At 53.1% G+C, this 21,996-nt stretch carries 17 protein-coding genes; 5 read left to right on the top strand and 12 right to left on the bottom strand.

Annotated features, from left to right (window positions below):
• The first annotated feature begins 8 nt into the window (after positions 1–8).
• The 4 genes from HCH_RS08265 (at position 9) to HCH_RS32195 (ending at position 7,282) form a co-directional block, all read left to right on the top strand.
• A complete protein-coding gene (locus tag HCH_RS08265; RefSeq protein ID WP_011395736.1) occupies positions 9–794 on the top strand; it encodes an AraC family transcriptional regulator in 786 nt (261 codons plus the stop codon).
• A gap of 244 nt (positions 795–1,038) precedes the next feature.
• Complete coding sequence (gene putA, locus HCH_RS08260; RefSeq protein WP_011395735.1) at positions 1,039–4,212, top strand: bifunctional proline dehydrogenase/L-glutamate gamma-semialdehyde dehydrogenase PutA; 3,174 nt, start codon at positions 1,039–1,041, stop codon at positions 4,210–4,212.
• An 87-nt stretch (positions 4,213–4,299) separates the two neighbouring features.
• On the top strand, positions 4,300–5,772 hold the full coding sequence (putP, locus tag HCH_RS08255; protein ID WP_011395734.1) for a sodium/proline symporter PutP: 1,473 nt from the start codon (positions 4,300–4,302) through the stop codon (positions 5,770–5,772).
• Between the two features lie 136 nt (positions 5,773–5,908).
• Positions 5,909–7,282 carry a C13 family peptidase gene (locus HCH_RS32195; RefSeq protein ID WP_011395733.1) on the top strand — a complete coding sequence of 458 codons (1,374 nt, stop codon included), beginning with the start codon at positions 5,909–5,911 and terminating at the stop codon, positions 7,280–7,282.
• A 60-nt stretch (positions 7,283–7,342) separates the two neighbouring features.
• On the opposite strand, the gene HCH_RS08245 is transcribed toward HCH_RS32195, so the two are convergent.
• The 10 genes from HCH_RS08245 to ppc all read right to left on the bottom strand — a co-directional run bounded on the left by HCH_RS08245 (position 7,343) and on the right by ppc (position 18,149).
• The gene (locus tag HCH_RS08245) at positions 7,343–7,918 is read right to left on the bottom strand and encodes a YceI family protein (protein WP_011395732.1); all 576 of its coding nucleotides are present in this window, start codon (positions 7,916–7,918) and stop codon (positions 7,343–7,345) included.
• 68 nt (positions 7,919–7,986) lie between these two features.
• Positions 7,987–8,532 carry a cytochrome b gene (locus tag HCH_RS08240; RefSeq protein ID WP_011395731.1) on the bottom strand — a complete coding sequence of 182 codons (546 nt, stop codon included), beginning with the start codon at positions 8,530–8,532 and terminating at the stop codon, positions 7,987–7,989.
• 98 nt (positions 8,533–8,630) lie between these two features.
• Positions 8,631–9,530: a DMT family transporter gene (locus tag HCH_RS08235; RefSeq protein WP_011395730.1), complete on the bottom strand. Its 900-nt coding sequence runs from the start codon at positions 9,528–9,530 to the stop codon at positions 8,631–8,633.
• 419 nt (positions 9,531–9,949) lie between these two features.
• Positions 9,950–10,741, bottom strand: a complete 792-nt coding sequence (locus tag HCH_RS08230) for a class I SAM-dependent methyltransferase (protein ID WP_011395729.1) — start codon at positions 10,739–10,741, stop codon at positions 9,950–9,952.
• 48 nt (positions 10,742–10,789) lie between these two features.
• Positions 10,790–11,137: a hypothetical protein gene (locus HCH_RS08225; RefSeq protein ID WP_011395728.1), complete on the bottom strand. Its 348-nt coding sequence runs from the start codon at positions 11,135–11,137 to the stop codon at positions 10,790–10,792.
• Between the two features lie 154 nt (positions 11,138–11,291).
• Complete coding sequence (locus tag HCH_RS08220; protein ID WP_011395727.1) at positions 11,292–12,092, bottom strand: undecaprenyl-diphosphate phosphatase; 801 nt, start codon at positions 12,090–12,092, stop codon at positions 11,292–11,294.
• Positions 12,093–12,219: 127 nt separating this feature from the next.
• The gene (gene tsaB, locus HCH_RS08215; RefSeq protein ID WP_011395726.1) at positions 12,220–12,912 is read right to left on the bottom strand and encodes a tRNA (adenosine(37)-N6)-threonylcarbamoyltransferase complex dimerization subunit type 1 TsaB; all 693 of its coding nucleotides are present in this window, start codon (positions 12,910–12,912) and stop codon (positions 12,220–12,222) included.
• A 71-nt stretch (positions 12,913–12,983) separates the two neighbouring features.
• On the bottom strand, positions 12,984–13,640 hold the full coding sequence (gene adk / locus HCH_RS08210) for an adenylate kinase (RefSeq protein ID WP_011395725.1): 657 nt from the start codon (positions 13,638–13,640) through the stop codon (positions 12,984–12,986).
• A 299-nt stretch (positions 13,641–13,939) separates the two neighbouring features.
• Complete coding sequence (locus tag HCH_RS08205) at positions 13,940–15,349, bottom strand: HDOD domain-containing protein (protein ID WP_011395724.1); 1,410 nt, start codon at positions 15,347–15,349, stop codon at positions 13,940–13,942.
• Between the two features lie 154 nt (positions 15,350–15,503).
• Positions 15,504–18,149, bottom strand: a complete 2,646-nt coding sequence (gene ppc, locus HCH_RS08200; protein ID WP_011395723.1) for a phosphoenolpyruvate carboxylase — start codon at positions 18,147–18,149, stop codon at positions 15,504–15,506.
• Between the two features lie 319 nt (positions 18,150–18,468).
• Between ppc and HCH_RS08195 the strand changes: the two genes are divergently transcribed.
• The gene (locus HCH_RS08195; RefSeq protein WP_011395722.1) at positions 18,469–18,813 is read left to right on the top strand and encodes a hypothetical protein; all 345 of its coding nucleotides are present in this window, start codon (positions 18,469–18,471) and stop codon (positions 18,811–18,813) included.
• 43 nt (positions 18,814–18,856) lie between these two features.
• On the opposite strand, the gene mazG is transcribed toward HCH_RS08195, so the two are convergent.
• Positions 18,857–19,723 (bottom strand): nucleoside triphosphate pyrophosphohydrolase, encoded by an 867-nt coding sequence (gene mazG / locus HCH_RS08190; protein ID WP_011395721.1) that lies wholly within the window; start codon positions 19,721–19,723, stop codon positions 18,857–18,859.
• Positions 19,723–21,963 carry a GTP diphosphokinase gene (relA, locus tag HCH_RS08185; protein WP_011395720.1) on the bottom strand — a complete coding sequence of 747 codons (2,241 nt, stop codon included), beginning with the start codon at positions 21,961–21,963 and terminating at the stop codon, positions 19,723–19,725. Before relA ends, mazG begins: the two co-directional genes overlap by 1 nt.
• Positions 21,964–21,996 lie beyond the last annotated feature (33 nt).

The raw sequence follows: 21,996 nt of genomic DNA, 5'->3' as shown, positions 1-21,996 counted from the left end.
TACATTGCATGCTGCAAGCAAATGTGATCAGCCTGCCGCAAAACGTAAATCGGCACAAACATACTCACTACCAACTAGTGCTGGGTCTAACCGGCACTGCTGAGATCGACATGTGCGGTCTCGCAGCTCGGCTGGACGTCAGCCACGCCTGCATCGTACCTACCGAGACATTCCATGACTTTTACGGGCGACCTCGTAATCACGTATTGGTCATTGATCTGGATCAGGACTACCCTGCCTTTCTCGACTCCCATCACCCCGACTACGACCTTTTGAACCCTATGTTTGAGAGACCACAACTGGTGACGCTGGACCGGGGACTACAACAACTGACGCAAGTCTCCATTCAGGAGATACAGTGGGCGCAGGATGATCGCGCATTGCGCCACCACTTGGCGTGCAGCATTATCCGCTGCCTAAGCCGAAGAATTTCTCCAAGTGTAAAACGGCAGAAATCTCCCGTGCTCGATATGCACAGGATTGACCAGTTCATCTATAAGCACCTGCATGAGCGTATCTGCATTTCAGATCTCGCCGGCAGCATTTGCGTCAGTGAACGCCACTTCCACGAGCTCTTCAAACAGGCGACAAATCAGACGCCTCATCAATATGTCATCCGGGCCCGCTTGGATTACGCCAAGCGCTTGATGCTGGAGACTAATTTGTCTATTGCGGAAATCAGCCAAAAGTGCGGATTTTCCAGTCAAAGCGCTCTGACCAACTGCATGCGCAAGCATGACGGACTCACCCCCAAACAGGTGCAAAAACGCAGTCAACAATCCGACAGGATGTAAATGCGACAGGTCAATTTTTGATTATTGCAGTTCTGTAAAGCACAGTTTTTTGCAAAATCCATGCAGTTTTTTGTAAGACCTGAACGATAGCAAAACATTACATTCTGTCCATTCGCCCCGTCTCAGGCCGTTGCCGTTCTTTTGAACAAATTAAACGACAACGGAACAGGCCGGGCCGGCTCCTTTCAAAAGCCGGACCTTTACAGACAATAACGCCAATTATCGCGGTTCTGGAGTACTCCGTATGTTTAAAGCTTCATCCGTACTTTCGCCCGACATCCAAGCTGTTAGCCTGGACTCGCTGTGGACGGCGATAACCCAAAATTACGCCGTTGACGAAGCGGCCTATCTGGAAGAACTCATGGCTCTGGCGACGCCCGGAACCGAAGAGTTGAGAGCCATCACCCAAGGCGCCACCAAGCTGATTGAAGACGTCCGCGCCCAGGACGACTCCGTGCACATGGTTGACGCCCTGCTGCAGGAATACAGCCTGGATACGCAGGAGGGCGTGTTGCTGATGTGTCTGGCGGAAGCGCTGATGCGCATTCCCGACAAAGCCACCGCAGACGCACTGATTCGCGACAAGATGTCCGCCGCGCAGTGGGACAAGCACATGGGCAAGAGCGAATCGACGCTCGTCAACGCTTCCACCTGGGGACTGTTGCTGACCGGCAAAGTGGTCAAGCTGGATCGCAATATTGACGGAACGCCCGCCAACGTTCTCAAGCGCCTGATCAACAAGTGCGGCGAGCCGGTTATCCGCGGCGCCATGAACCAAGCCATGAAAATCATGGGCAAGCAGTTCGTTTTGGGACGCGATATCAGTGAAGCGTTGCAGAATGGCCGCAAATACCGTGATAAAGGCTACAGCTACTCTTTCGACATGCTGGGCGAAGCCGCCCTTACCGCGGAAGACGCAGAGCGCTACTTCCAGTCGTACATAAAGGCGATTGAAACAGTCGGAGCCGATCAATACGACACCCGCCCAGGCGCATCCAGCATTTCCATCAAATTATCCGCGTTGCATCCCCGTTACGAGCAAGCCCATCAAGACCGCGTACTCACAGAAATGTACGAGAAGGTCCTGTTGCTGGTCCGCGCCGCTCGCGAACGCAATGTCAGTTTGACCATCGACGCGGAAGAAATGGATCGCCTGGAGCTGTCTCTGCGTCTTTTCGAAAAACTATACCGCTCACCTGACAGCCGCGGCTGGGGCGAGTTTGGACTGGTTGTGCAAGCTTACTCAAAGCGCGCTCTTCCGGTCCTGTGCTGGCTCACGGCGCTGGCGGCGGAGCAAGGCGACCGCATCCCTGTGCGCTTGGTAAAAGGCGCGTATTGGGATAGCGAAATCAAGCTTTGCCAGCAACGCGGTCTGCCCAGCTATCCTGTTTACACTCGCAAAGAAAGCACCGACGTTTCTTATCTGGCTTGCGCCCGATTCCTGTTCAGTGAGTATGCGCGCAACCATATCTACCCGCAGTTCGCCACTCACAACGCGCACACTGTCGCGTCCGTGCAGGCTCTGGCGGAGAAAAACGATCGTCCTTTCGAGTTTCAGCGCCTTCACGGCATGGGCGACGCCCTGTACAACGCCCTGCTGGCCAAGCAAAAACGCACTGTGCGTATTTATGCGCCAGTCGGAGCCCACAAAGACTTACTGCCTTACTTAGTTCGTCGTCTGCTGGAAAATGGAGCCAACTCCTCTTTCGTACACCGTCTGGTGGATGCAGAAACGCCCATCGACAGCCTGGTGCAGCACCCAGTGCATGAGTTGACCCGTTATTCTTCGCTGGCCAACCATCGCATCCCGCTGCCTGCACAGATATTCGGCAACCGTATTAACTCTATGGGAGTGAACCTGTTCGTGGAAAATCAATATTCACCGTTAGAAAAACAACTGAGAGCCTGGGATCAGCACCAGTGGAAAGCCTGCCCCGTTATCAACGGAGAACACCGCACACTGAGCGCGCCCAATCCGGTGTTGAGCCCTTACGACCAGTCCCAATCGGCAGGCACAGTCTACTGGAGCCAATCCAATGACGTGGACGATGCGCTCTCAGCCGCTTACGTCGGTTTCGAAAAATGGAACAACACTCCCGTTGAAAAACGCGCGCAAAGCCTGGAAAAGCTGGCTGACCTGATGGAAGCCGGGATGCCGGAGCTGATGGCGCTTTGCTGTCGCGAAGCAGGTAAAACACTGCAGGACAGCATCGACGAGGTGCGCGAAGCCGTCGATTTCTGCCGCTATTACGCAGAGCAGGCGCGCAAGCACTTCAGCAAACCCAATGTGCTCCCTGGGCCGACAGGCGAATCCAATGAGTTGTACCTGGAAGGCAAAGGCGTATTCGTCTGCATCAGCCCCTGGAACTTCCCGCTGGCGATATTCATTGGTCAGGTCACCGCGGCTCTGGCGGCGGGCAACGCCGTAATCGCCAAGCCTGCGGAGCAAACCAGCCTGATCGCTGCACGCGCCATTGATATGATGCTGGAAGCCGGCGTCGCCAAAGAGGCGATCCAGTTCCTGCCGGGCGACGGCGCCCAATTGGGCCCACAGCTGCTGAGCGACAACCGAGTATGCGGCGTTGCTTTCACCGGCTCCACTCAAACAGCCCATATTATCAACCGCTCTTTGGCGGCTCGCGATGGCGCCATCGCCACCTTGATCGCAGAAACCGGCGGCCAGAACGCCATGATCGTGGACAGCACCGCCCTACCTGAACAGGTGGTCAAAGATGTAGTCCAATCCGCCTTCGCCAGTGCTGGGCAGCGTTGTTCCGCACTACGGGTGCTGTTCGTGCAGAAAGACATCGCCGACGGAATTCTCGAGCTGTTATCCGGCGCACTGAAAGAGCTTAAAGTGGATCATCCGAAACACTTGAGCACTGACGTAGGCCCGGTTATCGATGCAGAAGCTCAGGCAGGACTGCTGAAGCACATCGAAGAAATGAAAGCCAACTCTCGTTGGAACGCAGAAGCGATTCTGCCTGGCGATCACAACAAAGGCTTCTTTGTCACCCCAAGCGCGTTTGAGATCGGCTCTATCAATGAGCTGAGCAAAGAACATTTCGGCCCGATATTGCATATTGTTCGCTATGCTGCTGAAGACCTGGACAAGGTCATCGACAGCATCAACGACACCGGTTTCGGACTGACGCTCGGCATTCATAGCCGGAATGAGACTACCGCCGCTTATATCGAGAAGCGGGTAAAAGTAGGCAACACCTACATTAACCGCAACCAGATAGGCGCAGTGGTTGGCGTTCAACCTTTCGGCGGCCACGGCCTTTCCGGCACCGGCCCGAAAGCGGGCGGTCCTCACTATCTGCTGCGATTCGCCAATGAGCGGACACGCACCATTAACACGACAGCCGTCGGCGGTAACGCAACTCTGCTGTCGCTGGGCGTAGAGCACATTTAACCCCCGCTCAGCGCCGCACTCATAGCGGGCGTCCTGCGTACGCCCGCTTTCATAGAACAATTAAAAAACAAGCAGGAGTAACCTAGCATGATTGAAAATCAATTTGCTGTGGGAATGACTTTCTTAGTATATCTGTTAGGGATGCTGGGTATTGGAGTTTGGTCATACTTACGCACTAAGAACCTCTCCGATTATATTTTAGGTGGGCGTAGCCTTGGCCCATTTCCTTCCGCGTTAAGCGCCGGCGCATCCGACATGAGCGGCTGGCTGCTGTTAGGCTTGCCTGGCTATGCGTACGCCGCAGGCTATGAAGCCGCCTGGATCGCTATAGGTCTGTTAGCTGGCACTTGGCTGAACTGGCTTATCGTTGCGCGTCGTCTGCGCGTTTACAGTAAAGCGGCCAACGATTCTCTGACTCTTCCCGAGTTTTTCGAAAACCGCTTTGAAGACAGCAGCCGCCTTCTGCGGGTGATCTCCGCTTTCTTCATTCTCTTGTTCTTCCTGTTCTACACCAGCTCCGGTTTGGTTGCAGGCGGTAAGCTGTTCGCAACTGTGTTTGGCCTGGACTATAACTGGGCGGTATTCGCAGGCGTGCTGGCTGTTGTGTCCTATACGCTTTTCGGCGGTTTCCTCGCAGTTTCCTGGACCGATGTGGTCCAAGGTCTGTTGATGGCGGCGGCGCTGGTCATCGTACCGGTTATCGCTATTAACGCTGATGGCGGCTGGAGTGCAGCCAATGCAGCAATGGCGGCAAAAAACCCCGAGATGCTGAACGTATGGACCAGCGTAAAAGGCGAACCTCTGGGCATTATCGCCATTCTGTCTCTGCTTGGCTGGGGCCTGGGCTACTTCGGTCAACCCCATATCCTGGCTCGTTTTAAAGCCATTCGCTCAGAAAACGATATTCCCATGGCGCGTCGCATTGCCGTGTCCTGGACCGCTCTCACGCTGATCGGAGCCCTCGCCTGTGGTTTTGCAGCGATTTCTTACTTCGAAAATCCGCTGGAAGACTCGGAAAAAGCTTTCATGCTGTTGATCAATGCACTGTTCAATCCAATTGTAGCCGGCATTCTGTTGGCGGCGATCTTGGCGGCGGTCATGAGTACAGCAGACTCTCAGTTGCTGGTCTCCTCATCCGCACTGGCTGAAGACTTCTACAAAGCATTGTTCCGTAAAGATGCAAGCCAGCAGGAACTGGTCAACGTTGGCCGTCTGGCGGTAGTCGTCATCGCCGTCATCGCCGCATTGATTGCATTGAACCCAGATAGCAAAGTACTGGGCATGGTGAGTTATGCATGGGCGGGATTCGGCGCAGCATTTGGACCGGCATTGATCCTGGCCCTGTTCTGGAAACGCATGAACCGTAATGGCGCCCTCGCAGGCATTCTTGTGGGCGGCATCACTGTTGTGGTCTGGAAGCAACTGAGCGGAGGACTGTTCGACCTGTATGAAATCATCCCCGGTTTCATCCTCGCTACCGTTGCGATTATCGCAGTATCTCTAGCGACGGAAGAGCCATCCGCCTCTGTGCAAAAGCAGTTTGACAACGCTGTAGGCTAATTTTATTGCGGCGCAATCCCTGCGCCGTTGACGAATAGCCGGGCGCAGGGAATGCGCCCATCCCTCCGATTCAGCTTACCTCCCCTTAAGGTTATACTGACCGCCAACAGCCCTACTCATTAAACGGCGCTTCAGTATGCTTGATAATCTTGTCCAGGGTTTACGCCTGGCCTTCTTCTTTCCCGCCACCTCCATTCGGTTCCGTTTGAGCCCGGGCGCTTTTTGGTTCGTCGCCGTCATTGGCGCTCTGGTAAGCGTTCTCATGGGGATATACGCAACAGAGAGCCCGCGCATATTTCAGGCGGAAGGGCTATTCAGCGAAACCTTCCTGTTGGTCGCTGTTCTGGCGGGTAGTTTTGTCGCCAGCAAGATAGTTGGCGATCCCTATTCGCAATATCGCATTCCCACGCTGTTTCTCAATTCGATCATTGCACCATATGTCCTCTATACAGTATTCGAGCAGGAAGTCACCCTCGCATATTATTCCGACTACCCTCAGCTGTTCTGGTGGTCATATTACGCCCTGATCGCCTGGACGCTGCTCATCGCCTATCGCGCGATCAGTTTATCCTCCGTCGGCCTCCCTCTTCGTCAAATCTCTGCTGCATTACTGCTGACGATCATCACGTTCCTGCCTGCGCACTACTTATACTTTTATGATTTCTGGATCACAGATTACAGCCAAAACCTCGCACAAGAACCCCAGGCGCCCGCCCTGAACGCGGAACGCATACTGAGTCGCCAGGGACCTTTACTGCAAAAGCAACTGGAAAAACTACAGGCTTCCAAACCCGGGGAGCAGGACATGTTTTTCATTGGTTACGCAGGCTGGGGCGAACAGCAGGTTTTCGCCAATGAGGTCGCTTTCGCCAAACGTTTGTTCAATCAACAATACACACGCTCAGAGCAAGAGTTAATCCTGGTCAACGACGTCAACAATCCGGAAGGGGCTCCTCTCGCCACCGCGACGAACCTTGAGACAGCGCTCAATCATATGGAGACCTTAATCCAGCCAGAGGAGGATATTCTGTTTCTCTTCATGACCAGCCACGGCGGAGAGGATCACAGCATCGCCAGCAGTCTCAGCAACCTGCCGTTGAATGACGTGCCAGCAGAAAAGCTTGGCGAAATACTCAACGCCAGTCCGTTCAAATGGAAAGTCGTCGTCATTTCCGCCTGCTATTCGGGCGGAGTCATCCCCCATCTTGAGAATGAAAACACGCTCGTAATCACAGCGGCTCGATCTGATAGAACATCATTTGGCTGCAGCGACGATGCTGAGTACACCTATTTCGGACGCGCCTTCCTGGTCGAATCACTGACGCAAACGCCTTCATTCGTCGCCGCGTTCGACAAAGCCAGGGACTTAGTAAGTCGTTGGGAGAAAAGAGATGGATTTACTCCGTCGGAGCCGCAAATTCGGGTGGGAGAGAAAGTGTTGCAACAATTGGTGCAATGGAGCGAGAAAAGAGAAGTAAACGAAGAGACCCATTGCCAAACTAAATGTTGATGAAGTTATCCCCCGCCACGGCTCCAAACGGGGCCGCAGCGGGATAATCAGGGCAAGGTCTTACTTGCGGATGCCTTCTACTGTCATGTAAAGCTGGATTTCTTCCGCTGCCGGTCCCAGGCTTTTGGGAATGCCAAAATCCTTCAGCTTAAAAGTAGTTGTACCCTCAAAACCTTCGCGATAGCCGCCCCAAGGATCGTTGCCGCCAGCGATATGCTTAGCGTCCAATACCACTTCTTTGGTAACGCCACGCAGAGTCAGATCGCCAACGATTTTTGCTTTTCCGTCACCTTCGGGAATCACTTTCTTGCTTACAAACTTCGCGGAGGGAAACTCGTCTACATGCAGGAAGTCTTCGCTACGAATGTGTTTGTCACGCTCGGCGTGATTAGTGTCTACACTGGAGGGATCGATGTTCACGGATACTTTCGCCGCAGAGGGGTTTGCCTCATCGTATGAAAATTCGCCGTCAAACTTGTTGAAACGGCCCAGCACCCAGCTGTAACCCAGGTGGGACATTTTGAACTGAATAAAAGAGTGCGCATTTTTGGTGTCCATGACGAAATCCGCTGCATGTACAGATGCCGCGCCAGTCAACATAACGCCCAATACAGCGCCAACGATGCTCTTCTTCATTACTGTTTATCTCCTTGGATCTAAGTTAAAACGTATCGGTTTAAATAACCCGCCGACAGCACTGGCGGCTATTTAGGTGAAAACATCCTCATCAGAGTTTTATCTTTATCTATCACATGGTGTTTGATAGCCGCCAATGCATGCAGTACGGCTAACCCCACCAATGTCCACGCCAACCATTCGTGAACTTCACCGGCAATATCCTCCATCCCTTTCACAGGAGGGAGCAAAGCAGGAATTTCAAACCATCCGAACACATCAATGCCGCGCCCATCAGCAGTGGAAATGAGATATCCGGCGATCATGGTGGCGATCAACAACAAGTACAGCAGACGATGCGCCCATTCACTGGCGACCTTTTCGATACGGCTCAGTGAAGGTTCTGGTTCAGGGCGCACATTGATAAACCGCCAAACCAATCTGAATACAATGACAAACAGCAGCAACATACCGATGCTTTTATGAATGAAAGGAGCTTTTTGATACCAGGCGTCGTAATAAGACAGGTCTGTCATATAGAGCCCCAGTCCGAATAAACCGAAAACAACAAGCGCAACCAGCCAGTGCAGCAGAATTGCTATAAGCCCATAATTTTGTTGCGTATTTTTCCACATCTTAAGCAGCTCCCATCATCAATTGCCGTAGTCTAATCCCAATTTTTTCGTATAAATATCGATAAATTTGAGACGGAAAATTCTATTTTTTAGAAAGCTTAGACCGAAGCCCCTCTTTTACCAGCCAGCAAGTGCATTACTCGCCGCAACTGTTCCCTGGGTATATTAATGATAACCACTCCCAACAACGTTAACGCGCCGCCGAGGGACAACTTCCAGGTCAACACATCCCCAAACCACACTACTCCAAACACCATCGCAAATATCGGGGCCAGCAACATCATCGGAGTAACTAATGAAACGCTGTAACGCCCAAGCAAACGATACACAATGCCATGACCAATAATAGACGCCGCCACAGCCGAATAAAGTGGAGCCCAGTAGTCACTCCATTCACTTTGAACCAAAAGCGACCACTGGCCGTCCTCAAATATATAAGACAACGCCAGCAGCGACGGAGTAGCCACCAGAGCAATCCATGCCTGCAGCCGCATAACTCCTAACGTCGGACACTGCTTCATCAATATGGTCGCAACCGCCATGCTCGCAGCGGCGCCCACCACCCAAGCCAAAGCATCCAGATGGTTAAAGACGACTGGGTCAAACCCAATTATGAATACCCCGGCTAAAGCAAGAACAATCGCCCCTCCTTTAATCCACCCAATACTTTCTTTTAATATCGCCGCCGCCAGGATGGCTGAGAACGGAACATAAAGCTGTGTGGCAATCGCGACCGAAGCAATATTCCCTCCTGCGTTAAGTCCCAGGAACATCATACTGAAGTGTAATACGCCCAATACAAATGCAACCGACAGCAACGGCTTCATATACCCCTTCGCCGGCTTCAACCATGGCGCCGTCAACGCCAGCAAAATGGCGAAACGCAAAGCGGTAAACAATAGAGGTTGAAAGTGTTGGGCGCCCTCCTTACCTGCAATAAAATTAAATCCCCACGCAAGATTCGCCAGCAGGCCCAACAACAAATCCAATAGGCTCATAAATATTTTTCGCCTGCAGCGACGGTTTGATACAAGTTAGAGCGCAAAAAGCATATACAAAATAACTTGGAATAGATCGTTAACATGCTGTAATCAGTGGGGATAAACAGGGGTTGATAATTAGTACATTAGTATAGATAGGTAACTCTACCTAACTTGTTTTGTGGATAATTGGACTATATTTAACCAGTCCTTAATAAGGAGGGGAATCATGGAAAATCAATTTGACGAAGACGTAATTATCCCAAGCAACAACTAAAAGTCATTGAAGTATTACGAAGCCCATTTATCGAATCGGCAATCGTAAAAATCCGCTGACGCAACGGCGGAACCGCGCCTCAAAAAGGCGCTAAATAGAATTCGGATCAGTTATTTTATCCAGACGCAGTGCGCCGTTGCGCGGCTACAACCGGTTGAGGCTACCCACCGGTCAACTTACGTAGCGCGTAAACATCGAACCGACCGCTTTTTCCCGTCACAGTAAAACTTGGCTCACGCCCCAACAAACACGGAGCCCCCTTTGGTCGCTTAACCACTATTCGCTTAACTTCCTGCCGCAAGGCCGCCGCCAATAGCTCGTCCGCATCAGGATCAGCGCCGACAATATCCTTAAACGCCTGCATTTCTTTCTTCACAGCGCTACTCTTGCGACGCTCAGGAAACATAGGGTCGAGGTAAACTACATCTATCCCATCAGGAAATGTATTAAAGGCCTCTCCCAGATGCAGCGTCATACGCGAGACCACTGACGCAGCGTCAGCACACTCTAGCGCACGACGCAAACCATCCGCCAATAGAGCGTGCACCAACGGATTACGTTCGTACATCACTACATGACACCCCAGCGCCGCCAGCACATAGGCATCCCTTCCCAAGCCCGCTGTAGCGTCCAGCACATTCAGGCATTTTACTTCGCCTTTCAGCCCGACAGACTTGGCCACCATTTCACCTCGGCCGCCGCCATGCTCGCGCCGATAGGCTAGCGCACCTTCGACAAAGTCCACAAATACCGGCCCCGGCGCCTGCTCGCGCCAGTTGACCAACTCAACCCTCGTGTCGGAGAAGTTGAGCAAGTACACAGCCCTGTCGCTTTTGGCCGGCAATGCCTCCAAAGCGACAAGGCGCAAACCGAACTGAGAGGAAAACGCTTCAGCCTCCTCCCAGCGCTGATTGCTATAGCTCACCAACACCTGATCGTCATAAGAAATCATGGCGAAATATCCATAGAAGAAAGAAAAGAAGGGTATTTGAGTAGGACTTTAAACGAACAAATCTATGCTTACCAAGCTATCAACGCCATCACGAGGCGCATTATTGGCGGTAGACTGATAGGTTTGTATAGCCTGTTGCGCGGCAAGAGAGACATCATCCGGCTCGGGCTTCCGTTGCAGCTGTGTTTGCTCAGCGGAATTATTGGCGTTAACACGACGAAAAGGAATACTTTCCTGCGTTCTGGTCTGCTGCGCTTCTTCCACAGGAAGCGCCTGTTCGACACTGCGACGCTGTGACTCATCACGAGGCGACGCATTTGCATCGCTGACAGTTGGTCCATCATTGCGCTTAATAGTGGGCAGTAACGGCAGCGAGGAGCCGACTCCGCCAATCATGCAGCCATCCTTCCGGCGACTAACGCCCGGTCCATGTCAATTATAGAGACGCTCAATTAGCAAGGCTCCGTGCAGATTGCCAGGACGGTCTTTAAAGTATAGACCGCCCCGCTACAGCCGTTAGTGGCGGCCCGCACAAATACGGGCGCCCAACTTAGGCTACATACAACCAGACCAGCAGGCCTGCGCCTAATAGCATGCGATAGATTACGAATGGCATGAAACCTATCTTCTGTAAAAATTTTAAAAATAAGTGAATACAGGCATAGGCGCTGACGGCTGAAATAAGTGTCGCACCGGCAATCTCCGACCATTGCGAGCTGGTCCCGGTATCCGCCAACTCCAGCCCTTTAAACAGCCCGGCTGCGGCGATCAAAGGGATAGACAGCAGGAAAGAGAAACGGGCCGCAGTGTCCCTATTCAATCCCAGAAATAAGGCCGACGTCATGGTAATGCCAGAACGCGAAGTACCCGGAATCAACGCCAATGCTTGTGAGACGCCAATAATCAACGCGTCTTTCAGAGTAAACTGATCAATATCGCGAGTTCCTTCTTTGCGGTCAGCCATCCCCAACAACACCCCGAAACCTATTGTCGTCAGGGCGATAACCAACGCTGAGCGCAGGTTCTCTTCTATCCAACTGTCCAGCAACAATCCCGCCACGCAAGCAGGTATAGTGCCGAGAATAACCGCCCAGGCAAGACGCGACTCTTGTGATGCTCCGCCGCCAGTAATCTGCTTAATCCATCCATTGAGCAAATTGAAAATATCAGCGCGAAAATAAACCATAACCGCCAGCAAAGTGCCGACATGAACAGCTACGTCAAACGCCAGCCCCTGATCCTGCCAACCCCAAACCTCAGAGGGAAGAATCAAATGCGCGGAACTGGAAATAGGAAGAAACTCCGTCAGCCCCTGGATCAGCGCCAAAACAACGATTTCAAGCCAAGTCATCTAAAAATGTTCCCATAAAAAAATTAAGCACAAAAAAGCCCCTTAAAGTTCCACTTGTCGAGGTCGACGTCAAGCGCGACATTCGTGAAAGTTTGGAGAGGTAAACAGAAAGAGAAACTAACGGCTTTTAGCGCCCGGGAAGTTTTTTCCAGGCCACTTCATCACGTAAATAAATAGGCTGGGCTTCGATGGCGGATACTACCCGCCCCGCCTCAAACATCGACACCGCCATTTCAGCCATCGCAGCAGCGCGTGGGGCCCATTCAGGCTCCTGTACAGAAGCGTTTTCCACCAAACTGGACGGCAAGCGTTCAAGGTAAACCAGGCCGCTCCCTAAAATCGCCGGCTTCTGCCCCAAAGTGGGAGCAGCAACCATTTCTGGCGGCGTAACCTGCTCCCCATAGACTTCTTTAACGCTATCAGAGGAACGCTCATAGCCAGCCCAATACACTTCGTTCATACGCGCATCAAGCAGGCACACCACCTGGCCTGTACATTCTTGACGCTTAAACCAGGCGAACGCCATCGCTTCCAGCGTAGAAACAGGGGCAACAGGCAAATCCGCCCCAAAAGCCAGTCCCTGAACAATGCCCGCGGCGATGCGGAGTCCGGTAAATGAACCCGGCCCTCTCCCAAACGCCAGCGCATCCAACTGCCCCACGCGCAAGCCGCTATCGCCAAGCAAACTATCAACCATGGGCAAGCAGCGTTTAGCGTGAGCTCGCGGCGTCGTTTCCAGCAATTCAGTCAATTCACCGTCGTTCCATAAGGCTACGGAACAGGCGTCGCTTGATGTGTCCAGCGCTAGTATTTTTGCCATGAGGATTGTTCAATAAATTCTGAAGAGAAAGCGGCGCTGAACAGCGCCGCCCGAGGATGAAGATACCGGTATTACTTCTGCAGCCCGGTGAAGACACGGTCACGAATTTCGTCTACCGACCCGACGCCTTCAACGCGCAAATATTCCGGCGCCGCGTCCGCGTCCTTCTCCGCCCAGCTGCGATAGTAGTCGACCAACGGCGCAGTTTGGGAGTGATAAACCTCCAAACGCTTGCGCACAGTTTCTTCTTTATCGTCTTCACGCTGAACCAAAGGTTCGCCGGTAACGTCATCCTTACCTTCCACCTTGGGTGGATTGTAGTCGACGTGATAAACACGGCCGCTGGCCTCATGCACACGACGTCCGCTCAAACGCTTGATGATTTCTTGATCATCCACAGCGATTTCTACGACATGATCAATTTTCACACCGGCTTCACGCAGCGCTTCCGCTTGTGGGATCGTGCGAGGAAAGCCGTCAAACAGAAAACCGTTGGCGCAATCGTCTTCTTTAATGCGGTCTTTGACCAGCGCGATAATGGTTTCATCCGACACCAATCCGCCCGTCGCCATAACCTCTTTCACTTTCAGACCCAATGGAGAGCCTGCTTTTACTGCAGCGCGCAGCATGTCGCCAGTGGAAATCTGGGGTATCCCGAATTTCTTCATAATATTCTGCGCTTGCGTGCCCTTTCCGGCGCCGGGTGCGCCCAACAAAATAATTCTCATACCAATTACACTCCTGATCCAAGCAACAAATTCCTGTGCGCTTGCGCCGGCTACAGGCCGACGCAGCAGTCTGTCGACGAGTTATTATTGTCGAGCTCCATCATGGCCGTGTGTGCGACCAATCTCAACACATTGATTCTAATCGCATTTCCCCGCGATTCCGGCGACAATTCACATCCGATTAGAGACGCTGCACATTGTAGGGAAGATTAGCAAAGAGCTGAATTATACGGATATAGGCAGGCAACCTGAAGCGCCAATCTCGATAAAGCCGCCCGGGCGGCGGCGGGCCGGCGGAACTAGCCCATTTTAGAGGCTAATTGATTCAATGAATCGCTGGATTGCTTCAGCTGTTCGAACACTTCGAACACGATCTCAGGCTGTATATCCAAACGCTTGGCGTAGTACACCGGGTCGTCCGGAACTTGGTCGTCGCCTAACTCAAGCTCTTTGAGCAAGCAGTTGGACAACTGAATCAGCAAGACATAATCCTCATAAGGGCCGTGATAATCTTTAACCTGATGTCCGGCGGCGGTCATAGAGACTTCCTTCGGCAACCTCCAATGCTCCAACAGAATAGAGCCCAGCATCCCGTGCCCCAACCCGACCAACTCCTTGGCGCCGCCCATGCCAAGCACCTGTTTTTCCAGCACGGCCAGTTCGGCCATTGGGTCCGCTTCCGCAAGTTTATTGAGCATGGTGTATTCAGGGCGGAATAAATGCCCCAGGAGCAGAATACCGAAGTTGTGCAGCAACCCTGTCAGATACGCCAGAGACGGATTAATGCGGTCATCCGGCACATGGAACGCCAAGCGCTGGGCCAGCAAGGAAACATGCAGCGCATGACGCCAGAAACAGACAATGCCAAGAGGCCCCTCATTGGGCAGATCAAACGCCTTACTGGCGGAAATAGACAGGGCCAACTGACTGACGCGTTCAAACCCGAGCACCCGCATCACCGCATCCTTGACGCTTTCCAGCTTCCCCCTGTACCCATACAACGCGGAACGGGCTTGTCGCATAATCTGCGCCGCAAGGCTGGGGTCCTGCTCAATAATCGCCGCCAGCTCGCCTGCCGTCGCGTCAGGATCAGAGGTTGCCTGCAGTATCCGCGTCGCAACCGTCGGCATCGGCGGCAGCTTGTAAAGACGCTTCAGCCGCTCCGCCACGCGCTCAGCGTTGGCTTCGCCTACATCGGGACTTTCTGGAGTATCTGATGACAAAGGATTCATTGCCTGCGCCTCGCAACAGCCTTGCTTAAGCTTTATAGCACTACTCATCACTCTCTGAAAGCTTTCGCGGTCCAAGCGCAGCAAAGTGTTATGACACCCTGACTGAATGTATATCTGCTCCTTGGCGAACAGACGCTCATCGCACACGGCATGAACGCCGTACGCGTTGGCGATAGGGGGATGTGAACCGGGTTCGCAATCCCGGAACAAACGATCCGCCTGGCGTCCGGTAAGTCGCTGCAGGTTGCGCCGAATCGCGCTATTGAGGGCGTCCAGGTTCATTTGCGTCCCAAATTCGGTGATCGCCATCACGACGCCTTTGGCGTCCACCAGGATTTCCGCAACCGCCACACAGTCAGGCAATACCTCCGCCGCCTTCAGAGCAGCATCGATATTGCCTGCGCGATCATGGTGTATCTGTTGATACGGCACTCCCTGCCGGTTCAGATACTGCATAACTCTGGATGCAAGCGGCACACTTCCCCCGTTTTACTAAACCAGTACAAATAATAGTTTAGTTTATATGTGGTTGAGGGGATGTGCGTGATATGAATCACATGCAAAGGTAAGCTTGCGTTGCGCAATGTTGGAGTTTGGTAACCGACCCGGCGACGCCAGGCCGGTGGCGGATTTATCCGGTATTGCGCATACCGGCGGCGACCCCCGCCATGGTAACTTTCAGCGCTTTCTCAACCGTTTCTTTGTTGGTTTCACCTTCGGCCCGATCACGCACCAAGAGCTCCACCTGCAAGAAGTGCAGAGGGTCCGTATAGGGGTTGCGAACCTGCAGGGAGTGCATGAAGACCGGGTTATCCAGCAACAGTTCATCCTGTCCCTTCAGCTCATTGATCAAACGCACGGCGCACCCCGCCCGACGACGCAATTCATCGCCCAGGGGATGCAATTCGGGCTTGACCAGACGCTCTTCATAGAAACGCGCAATCTCCGGGTCAACTTTGGACAACACCATTTCCAGCATGTCCACATGCGTTTCAAAGAATGGCCAGCCGGTCAGCATGGCTTTCAACGTATCCGCTCCGCCATCATCTACTGCGGTTTGCAGCGCTGTATCGCTCCCCAGCCAGGCTGGCAGCATCAGTCGCATTTGCGTCCAGGCGAAAATCCAGGGAATCGCGCGCAGACTTTCAACGCCGCCAGACGCCTTACGGCGCGCAGGGCGGCTGCCTAACGCCAGCTTGCCCAACTCCTGCTCCGGCGTCGCAGAGCGAAAATACTCCACAAAACCTGGGCGCTCACGGACGACTTCGCGGTAGGAGTTCACCGCCAGATGGGATAACTTATCCATCATCTCGCGCCAGGCAGGCTCCGGCTCCGGCGGCGGCACCAAGGAGGCCTCCAGTACCGCGCCGAGGTAAAGATTAAAGCTTTGCTTGGCCACCTTGGGCTGCCCGAACTTGAAGCGGATCATTTCACCTTGTTCGGTAATCCTGAAGTTACCCGCAACAGACCCTGGCGGTTGCGACAAAATAGCGCGGTTTGCAGGACCGCCGCCGCGACCAACCGTTCCACCGCGACCGTGGAAGAGCGTAAGCTTCACATCATGTTTCGCCGCAACTTTGACCAGCGCCTCTTGCGCCTGATATTGGGCCCAGGCCGCCGCCATCTGTCCCGCATCCTTGGCGGAATCCGAGTAGCCGATCATGACCTCTTGTTTGCCGCCGATGTACTCCCGATACCAAGGAAGGTCCAGCAAACGCCCAATGCTGTCCGCAGCGCCCTGTAAGTCGCTCAGGGTCTCGAACAGGGGCGCAATCGGAATGTGATGACGCATGCCGCTCTCACGCAGTAATAGAATCACCGTCAGCACATCAGACGGATCACTGGCCATGGAGATAACATAGGAGGCCAGCCCTTCCGGGGGTTGCATCGCCACAACCCTGCATGTATCCAATACTTCTCTGGCTTCCGCAGACGCCGGCCACTCTTTGGGAAGCAGCGGACGCCGGCCCTCCAGTTCTCGAATCAGAAACGCCTGCTTCTCTTCTTCCGTCCATTGCGAGTAATCGCCAATACCGAGGTAAGCGCATATTTCCTTCATAACGTCGCTGTGACGCTCAGAGTCCTGGCGTATATCCAGCCTTACCAATTGCAGACCAAAACATTGCGCCCGTCGAATAACATCCAGCAACGGACCGTTGGCGATAACTTCCATGCCACAATCCCGCAACGAGCGATAGCACACCATTAATGGCTCGATCAGCTCAGCGTTATTGAGCAATACTTCAGCGGCAGGTTTCTTCGTAGAATCCAAGGCCTCAGCGGCCCAGGCCCGCGTCGCTTCCAGTCGACTACGCAGTTTGGCGAGTATTTTTCGGTAAGGCTCCCGACTCTGCCCTGACGCTCTCGCCAGCTCACCATTACAAGCAGTCATAGATAATTCCGAGCGCAACGCTTCGATATCGCGCAAATACAAATCCGCCGCCATCCAACGGCTCAGCAAAAAGACTTCGCGAGTGACTTCTGATGTGACATTAGGATTGCCGTCTCTGTCTCCCCCCATCCAGGATGCGAATCGCACAGGGTTCACATTAATCGGCAGTCCTTCTCCAAAACGTTCCAGAAGCGCGGCGTCCATTTGACGCATGAAATCCGGCACCGCCTGCCATAGGGAGTTTTCAATAACGGCGAAGCCCCATTTTGCCTCATCGACCGCTGTGGGACGCTCGTAACGAATCTCATCCGTATGCCAGGCTTCGGTGATCAGACGACGTAAACGCTCAACGATCTTGGCGTATTCTTCGTCGAGCAAATCGCTACGGTCCAGGGATTCCAGGCATTCAGAAATCTGGTCATATTTCTGAATCAAAGTGCGGCGGGTAATTTCAGTAGGGTGCGCCGTCAGCACGAACTCAAGATTCAAGTCCGCCAATTGCGCAAAAAATTTATCTTTACTGACGCCTTGTCCAATTAAACGATCGAACACGACTTCGATAGTGTCCAGGCGATTATCCACCAATTCGCTGGCGGGCGCCCGACGCCTCACAATATGGTATTGCTCTGCGATATTGGTAAGGTTCAAAAACTGGTTGAACGCTCTTGCGACCGGCGCCAACTCCTCATCATTCAAGCCTGAAAGCACTTCTTTCAACTGTTTTCTCTGACTGATTTCCGCGTTACGGTCAGCTTTTGCGGCGATACGGATTTTCTCGATTTTATTGAATATCTCGTCGCCAAGGTGGTAGCGAATGCTCTGTCCCAACAACTCTCCCAGAAGGCGTACGTTTTCTCTTAGCTCAGGATGCAATTCCTTCATCATTTCTCTTACTCCGCCGCTTTTTCAAAAGTCTTTTCTTCGTTGACGTTTTGCTGCAATCGCCTTTTCTTAACTATAACTCAGTGAAATATCGAAAAATTCCGAACTAGAACAATAGCACCCCCCGCCCTGGTTGTCTCATTATTCAAATACTCCTGAAGCCGCCCCGCCGAAGTCGGTCTAAACTGAATATAAACCTTGCGGAAACGTCCGCGGCGCATTCCGCTGCCTTCTGAGGCCGCTACGTACATGCTCTTATGGCCCGATCAAAAGGGGCCTCCTAGACTGAAATTGATGTCGTTTGTTTTACATAGGCCGCTTTATGAAAATTAACGCTCTTGTACAAAATTGGGAAAACACCGCCAATGTTCGTCTTACGAACAAGGAATACCCCCTGCGCCTGCGCATAGAAGACGCCGCCAGAGTCGCAGCCCTGGCGGAAATGTATCCTCTCCGCAGCCAGGAAGAAATCATCAGCGAACTCCTTTCCGCCGCGCTGGATGAGCTGGAAAGCAGCTTCCCTTACGTGCAAGGAGCCAAAGTAGTAGCGGAAGACGAAATGGGCGACCCTATGTACGAAGACGTCGGCCCGACGCCAAGATTTTTGCAATTGAGCAAGAAGTACATCAGCCTGCTTAAGCAAGAGTTAAAAGCGGCCAATAGCTAAACTAAAGCTTTCAAAAATGCGCGCAGACAGCGCGCATTTTGCTTTACAGGCCTTCTTCCTTAGCCTGATCCCAAAGCAAGTCCATTTCCTGCAAAGACGCATCGTCCAGAGTCTTGCCCTGCTCTTGCAGTAATGACTCGATGCGGGAGAAGCGCCTTACGAATTTGGCGTTAGCCCTGCGCAACGCCGCCTCAGGATCAGCCTTGACGAATCGCGCCAGATTCACGCAGCAAAAAAGCACATCCCCCAGCTCATCCTCCAACTTATCCTGATCCAGAACCGGCGCCGCCAGCTCATGGCGTAGCTCATCAATTTCTTCATGGATCTTGTCGAGAACAGGGTTGATTTCGGGCCAGTCAAAGCCATGCAACGATGCGCGCTTCTGCAGCTTTTGCGCTCGCTGCAGCGCGGGCATGGCGTTGGGAATATCCGCCAACACACTTGAGGGCGCTGTCGACTCTTGCACTTCGCCCTGCTTCTTCAGCTCTCGTTCCTGCTGTTTAATACGCTCCCAGTTGGCCTTAATCTGTTCTTCCCTGATAGTTTCCCCTGGGGCCAATCGGCTTTCCAAGGTTCCATCAGGAAATACATGGGGGTGCCGGCGCAACAGTTTACGCACGACGCCATCCACAATATCAGGCCACTGAAACAAGTCTTTCTCTTGCGCCAATTGCGAGTAGAAAACCGCCTGGAATAGCAAATCTCCCAGTTCGTCACGCAAGTGCGGCCAGTCTTCGCGCTCAATCGCATCCGCTACTTCATAGGTTTCCTCTATGGTGAACGGAACAATGGATGCAAAATCCTGCTTCAAGTCCCATGGACAACCATCCTTCGGATCCCGCAAGCGCCGCATCAGGTATAAGAGATCTTCCAGTGTGTATTGAAGAACGCCCTCGTCTTTCTCGCTCATCACCCCTCTCCCGGCTTGGCGCGGCGCGCATCTATAATATTGGGCAGCCGCCGAATGCGATCGAACATGCGACCCAGCACATCAATGGACGTTACTTCTACGGTCAGACGAATATCCGCCGTGCTTTGCTTCTTGTCCGTATTAGTCAACGCGGCGGTCACGTTGATTTTCTCGTTCGCTAGCAACAAGGTAATATCGCGCAGCAGTCCCGGACGGTCGTAGGCTTCAATGACCACGTCTATGGGATAGGTGTATTCCGTGTCGCCCCAACTTACTTCAATCATACGGTTGGGCTCAACTGTCTGCAGTTGCAGCGCATTGATACAGTCTTGCCGGTGAATGGAAACGCCGCGTCCGATGGTGATATAGCCGACGATAGGATCGCCCGGCGCCGGCTTACAGCAGTTCGCCATCTGAGTCATCAGATTGCCAACCCCACGAATGTGCACATCGGAGGACTTGGCGCTTTCCTGCGCAGCATGTAAATGCAGAGTTAATTGCTCGTCCCGCGGCTCCAACATGTTTTGCGCCGTATGGGCCACCTGCATCGGCTTGAGATCGCCGGCGCCGATAGCGGCGAACATATCTTCCGCGGAGGGATAATTTACTTTTTGCGCCAGGTCGTCGAAATCCAACTGCTCCAATGACAGTCGTTTCAATACGCCTTGCAGGATATCGCGCCCCTCTTCGACATTTTGGTCGCGATCCTGCAGCTTAAACCAGTGGGTGATTTTCGCCCGGGCTCTGGATGTATTGGCGTACCCCAGATCAGAGTTAAGCCAGTCCCGACTGGGACGAGCTTGATTCGAGGTCAGAATCTGCACCTGATCGCCGGTTTTTAACTTGTAGTTAAGCGGAACTATTCGGCCGTGAATCTTGGCGCCCCGGCATGCGTGCCCAATTTCCGTATGCACCTTGTAGGCGAAATCGATGGGGGTTGAACCCGCAGGCAGGTCTATGACGTGTCCGTCCGGCGTGAACACATAAATGCGGTCGCTAACGATGTCGTTGCGCCATTGATCGACAAGCTCCGAAGTCTTGCTCCCCAGCTCGTCCTGCCACTCCAGCACCTGCCGAAGCCAGGCGATTTTCTGCTCGTAACCGTGAGATTTCTGCTGCGTATCCGTGCCTTTATATAGCCAATGCGCACAGACGCCAAGTTCCGCTTCCTCATGCATTTTCTGAGTGCGGATCTGCACCTCCATGATTTTCCCGGAGGGGCCTACTACCGCCGTATGCAAGGATTGATACCCGTTTTGCTTCGGGTTGGCGATATAGTCGTCAAACTCATGGGGAATGTGGCGCCACAAGGCATGCACCACCCCTAAAGCAGAGTAGCAGTCGCGAATGCTGGGAACCAGAATACGAATGGCTCGGATATCATAGACTTGCGAAAAATCGATGCCCTTGCGGTGCATTTTGCGCCATATGCTGTAAATGTGCTTGGCCCGACCGGAAAGCTCCGCCTTGATGCCGCTGGCTTCCAATTCCTGACGCAACGCAGAAAGGGCTTCCTCAATGAACTTCTGCCGGTCCATACGGCGTTCATCCAGGAGTTTGGCGATTTTCTTATACGCAGTTTCATGCAGGTAACGGAAGGACAAGTCCTCCAGCTCCCACTTCAGATAACCAATACCCAGGCGGTGCGCCAACGGCGCATAGATATCAAATACTTCTCTGGCTACGCGGTGACGTTTGTCGGACCCTGCGTTCTTGACATCCCGAATGGCGCAGGTTCTCTCCGCCAGCTTGATCAACGCCACGCGCACGTCGTCAATCATGGTGACCAGCATACGACGAATGTTGTCCACCTGGGTCTGTGTCTGCCCCAGTACGCTGCCCTGAATGGGATGGCGCAAGCTGGAAATCGCCGCCATCTGCGAAACGCCTTCAATCAGCTTGGAGACTTCTTCGCCAAATTCTTCATTCACTCTGACCAAAGAGAGCTTGCCCTCACGCACCGCGCGATAGAGCACCGCTGCGATCAGACTTGGCGAATCCAGTTGTAACTCTGAGAGAATCTGAGTCATTTCCAGGCCGGTCAGAAAGCTGCTGGAGCCTTCCGACCAAAGGTTTCCGGCGCGCACCGCCTCTGATTCGATCTCTTTCGCCAGCAGGCAGGCGCGACGAAACGACGCCACATCCTCCAGTTCAACCTGTTGCTGTAAACGGTCAATCCAACCGTTGATATCAACTGACCCGTCCTGAGCCAAAGGATAATCTTCGCGAACTTTAACCATAGTGACGCCTTTCGCCAGACTCTCTTATTTTCT

It is taken from the genome of Hahella chejuensis KCTC 2396, from assembly GCF_000012985.1.
Classification (GTDB): Bacteria; Pseudomonadota; Gammaproteobacteria; order Pseudomonadales; family Oleiphilaceae; genus Hahella; species Hahella chejuensis.
The sequence above is the reverse complement of the archived record's forward strand: the minus strand, read 5'-3'. Positions and strand labels throughout refer to the sequence as shown.

Coding starts and splice junctions, on each gene's coding strand:
- HCH_RS32195 (WP_011395733.1), top strand. CDS start 5,909: ATGCTTGATAATCTTGTCCAGGGTTTACGCCTGGCCTTCTTCTTTCCC.
- putP (WP_011395734.1), top strand. CDS start 4,300: ATGATTGAAAATCAATTTGCTGTGGGAATGACTTTCTTAGTATATCTG.
- mazG (WP_011395721.1), bottom strand. CDS start 19,723: ATGAGCGAGAAAGACGAGGGCGTTCTTCAATACACACTGGAAGATCTC.
- ppc (WP_011395723.1), bottom strand. CDS start 18,149: ATGATGAAGGAATTGCATCCTGAGCTAAGAGAAAACGTACGCCTTCTG.
- HCH_RS08265 (WP_011395736.1), top strand. CDS start 9: ATGCTGCAAGCAAATGTGATCAGCCTGCCGCAAAACGTAAATCGGCAC.
- HCH_RS08245 (WP_011395732.1), bottom strand. CDS start 7,918: ATGAAGAAGAGCATCGTTGGCGCTGTATTGGGCGTTATGTTGACTGGC.
- HCH_RS08195 (WP_011395722.1), top strand. CDS start 18,469: ATGAAAATTAACGCTCTTGTACAAAATTGGGAAAACACCGCCAATGTT.
- HCH_RS08240 (WP_011395731.1), bottom strand. CDS start 8,532: ATGTGGAAAAATACGCAACAAAATTATGGGCTTATAGCAATTCTGCTG.
- HCH_RS08235 (WP_011395730.1), bottom strand. CDS start 9,530: ATGAGCCTATTGGATTTGTTGTTGGGCCTGCTGGCGAATCTTGCGTGG.
- HCH_RS08220 (WP_011395727.1), bottom strand. CDS start 12,092: ATGACTTGGCTTGAAATCGTTGTTTTGGCGCTGATCCAGGGGCTGACG.
- HCH_RS08225 (WP_011395728.1), bottom strand. CDS start 11,137: ATGATTGGCGGAGTCGGCTCCTCGCTGCCGTTACTGCCCACTATTAAG.
- putA (WP_011395735.1), top strand. CDS start 1,039: ATGTTTAAAGCTTCATCCGTACTTTCGCCCGACATCCAAGCTGTTAGC.
- relA (WP_011395720.1), bottom strand. CDS start 21,963: ATGGTTAAAGTTCGCGAAGATTATCCTTTGGCTCAGGACGGGTCAGTT.
- adk (WP_011395725.1), bottom strand. CDS start 13,640: ATGAGAATTATTTTGTTGGGCGCACCCGGCGCCGGAAAGGGCACGCAA.
- tsaB (WP_011395726.1), bottom strand. CDS start 12,912: ATGGCAAAAATACTAGCGCTGGACACATCAAGCGACGCCTGTTCCGTA.
- HCH_RS08230 (WP_011395729.1), bottom strand. CDS start 10,741: ATGATTTCTTATGACGATCAGGTGTTGGTGAGCTATAGCAATCAGCGC.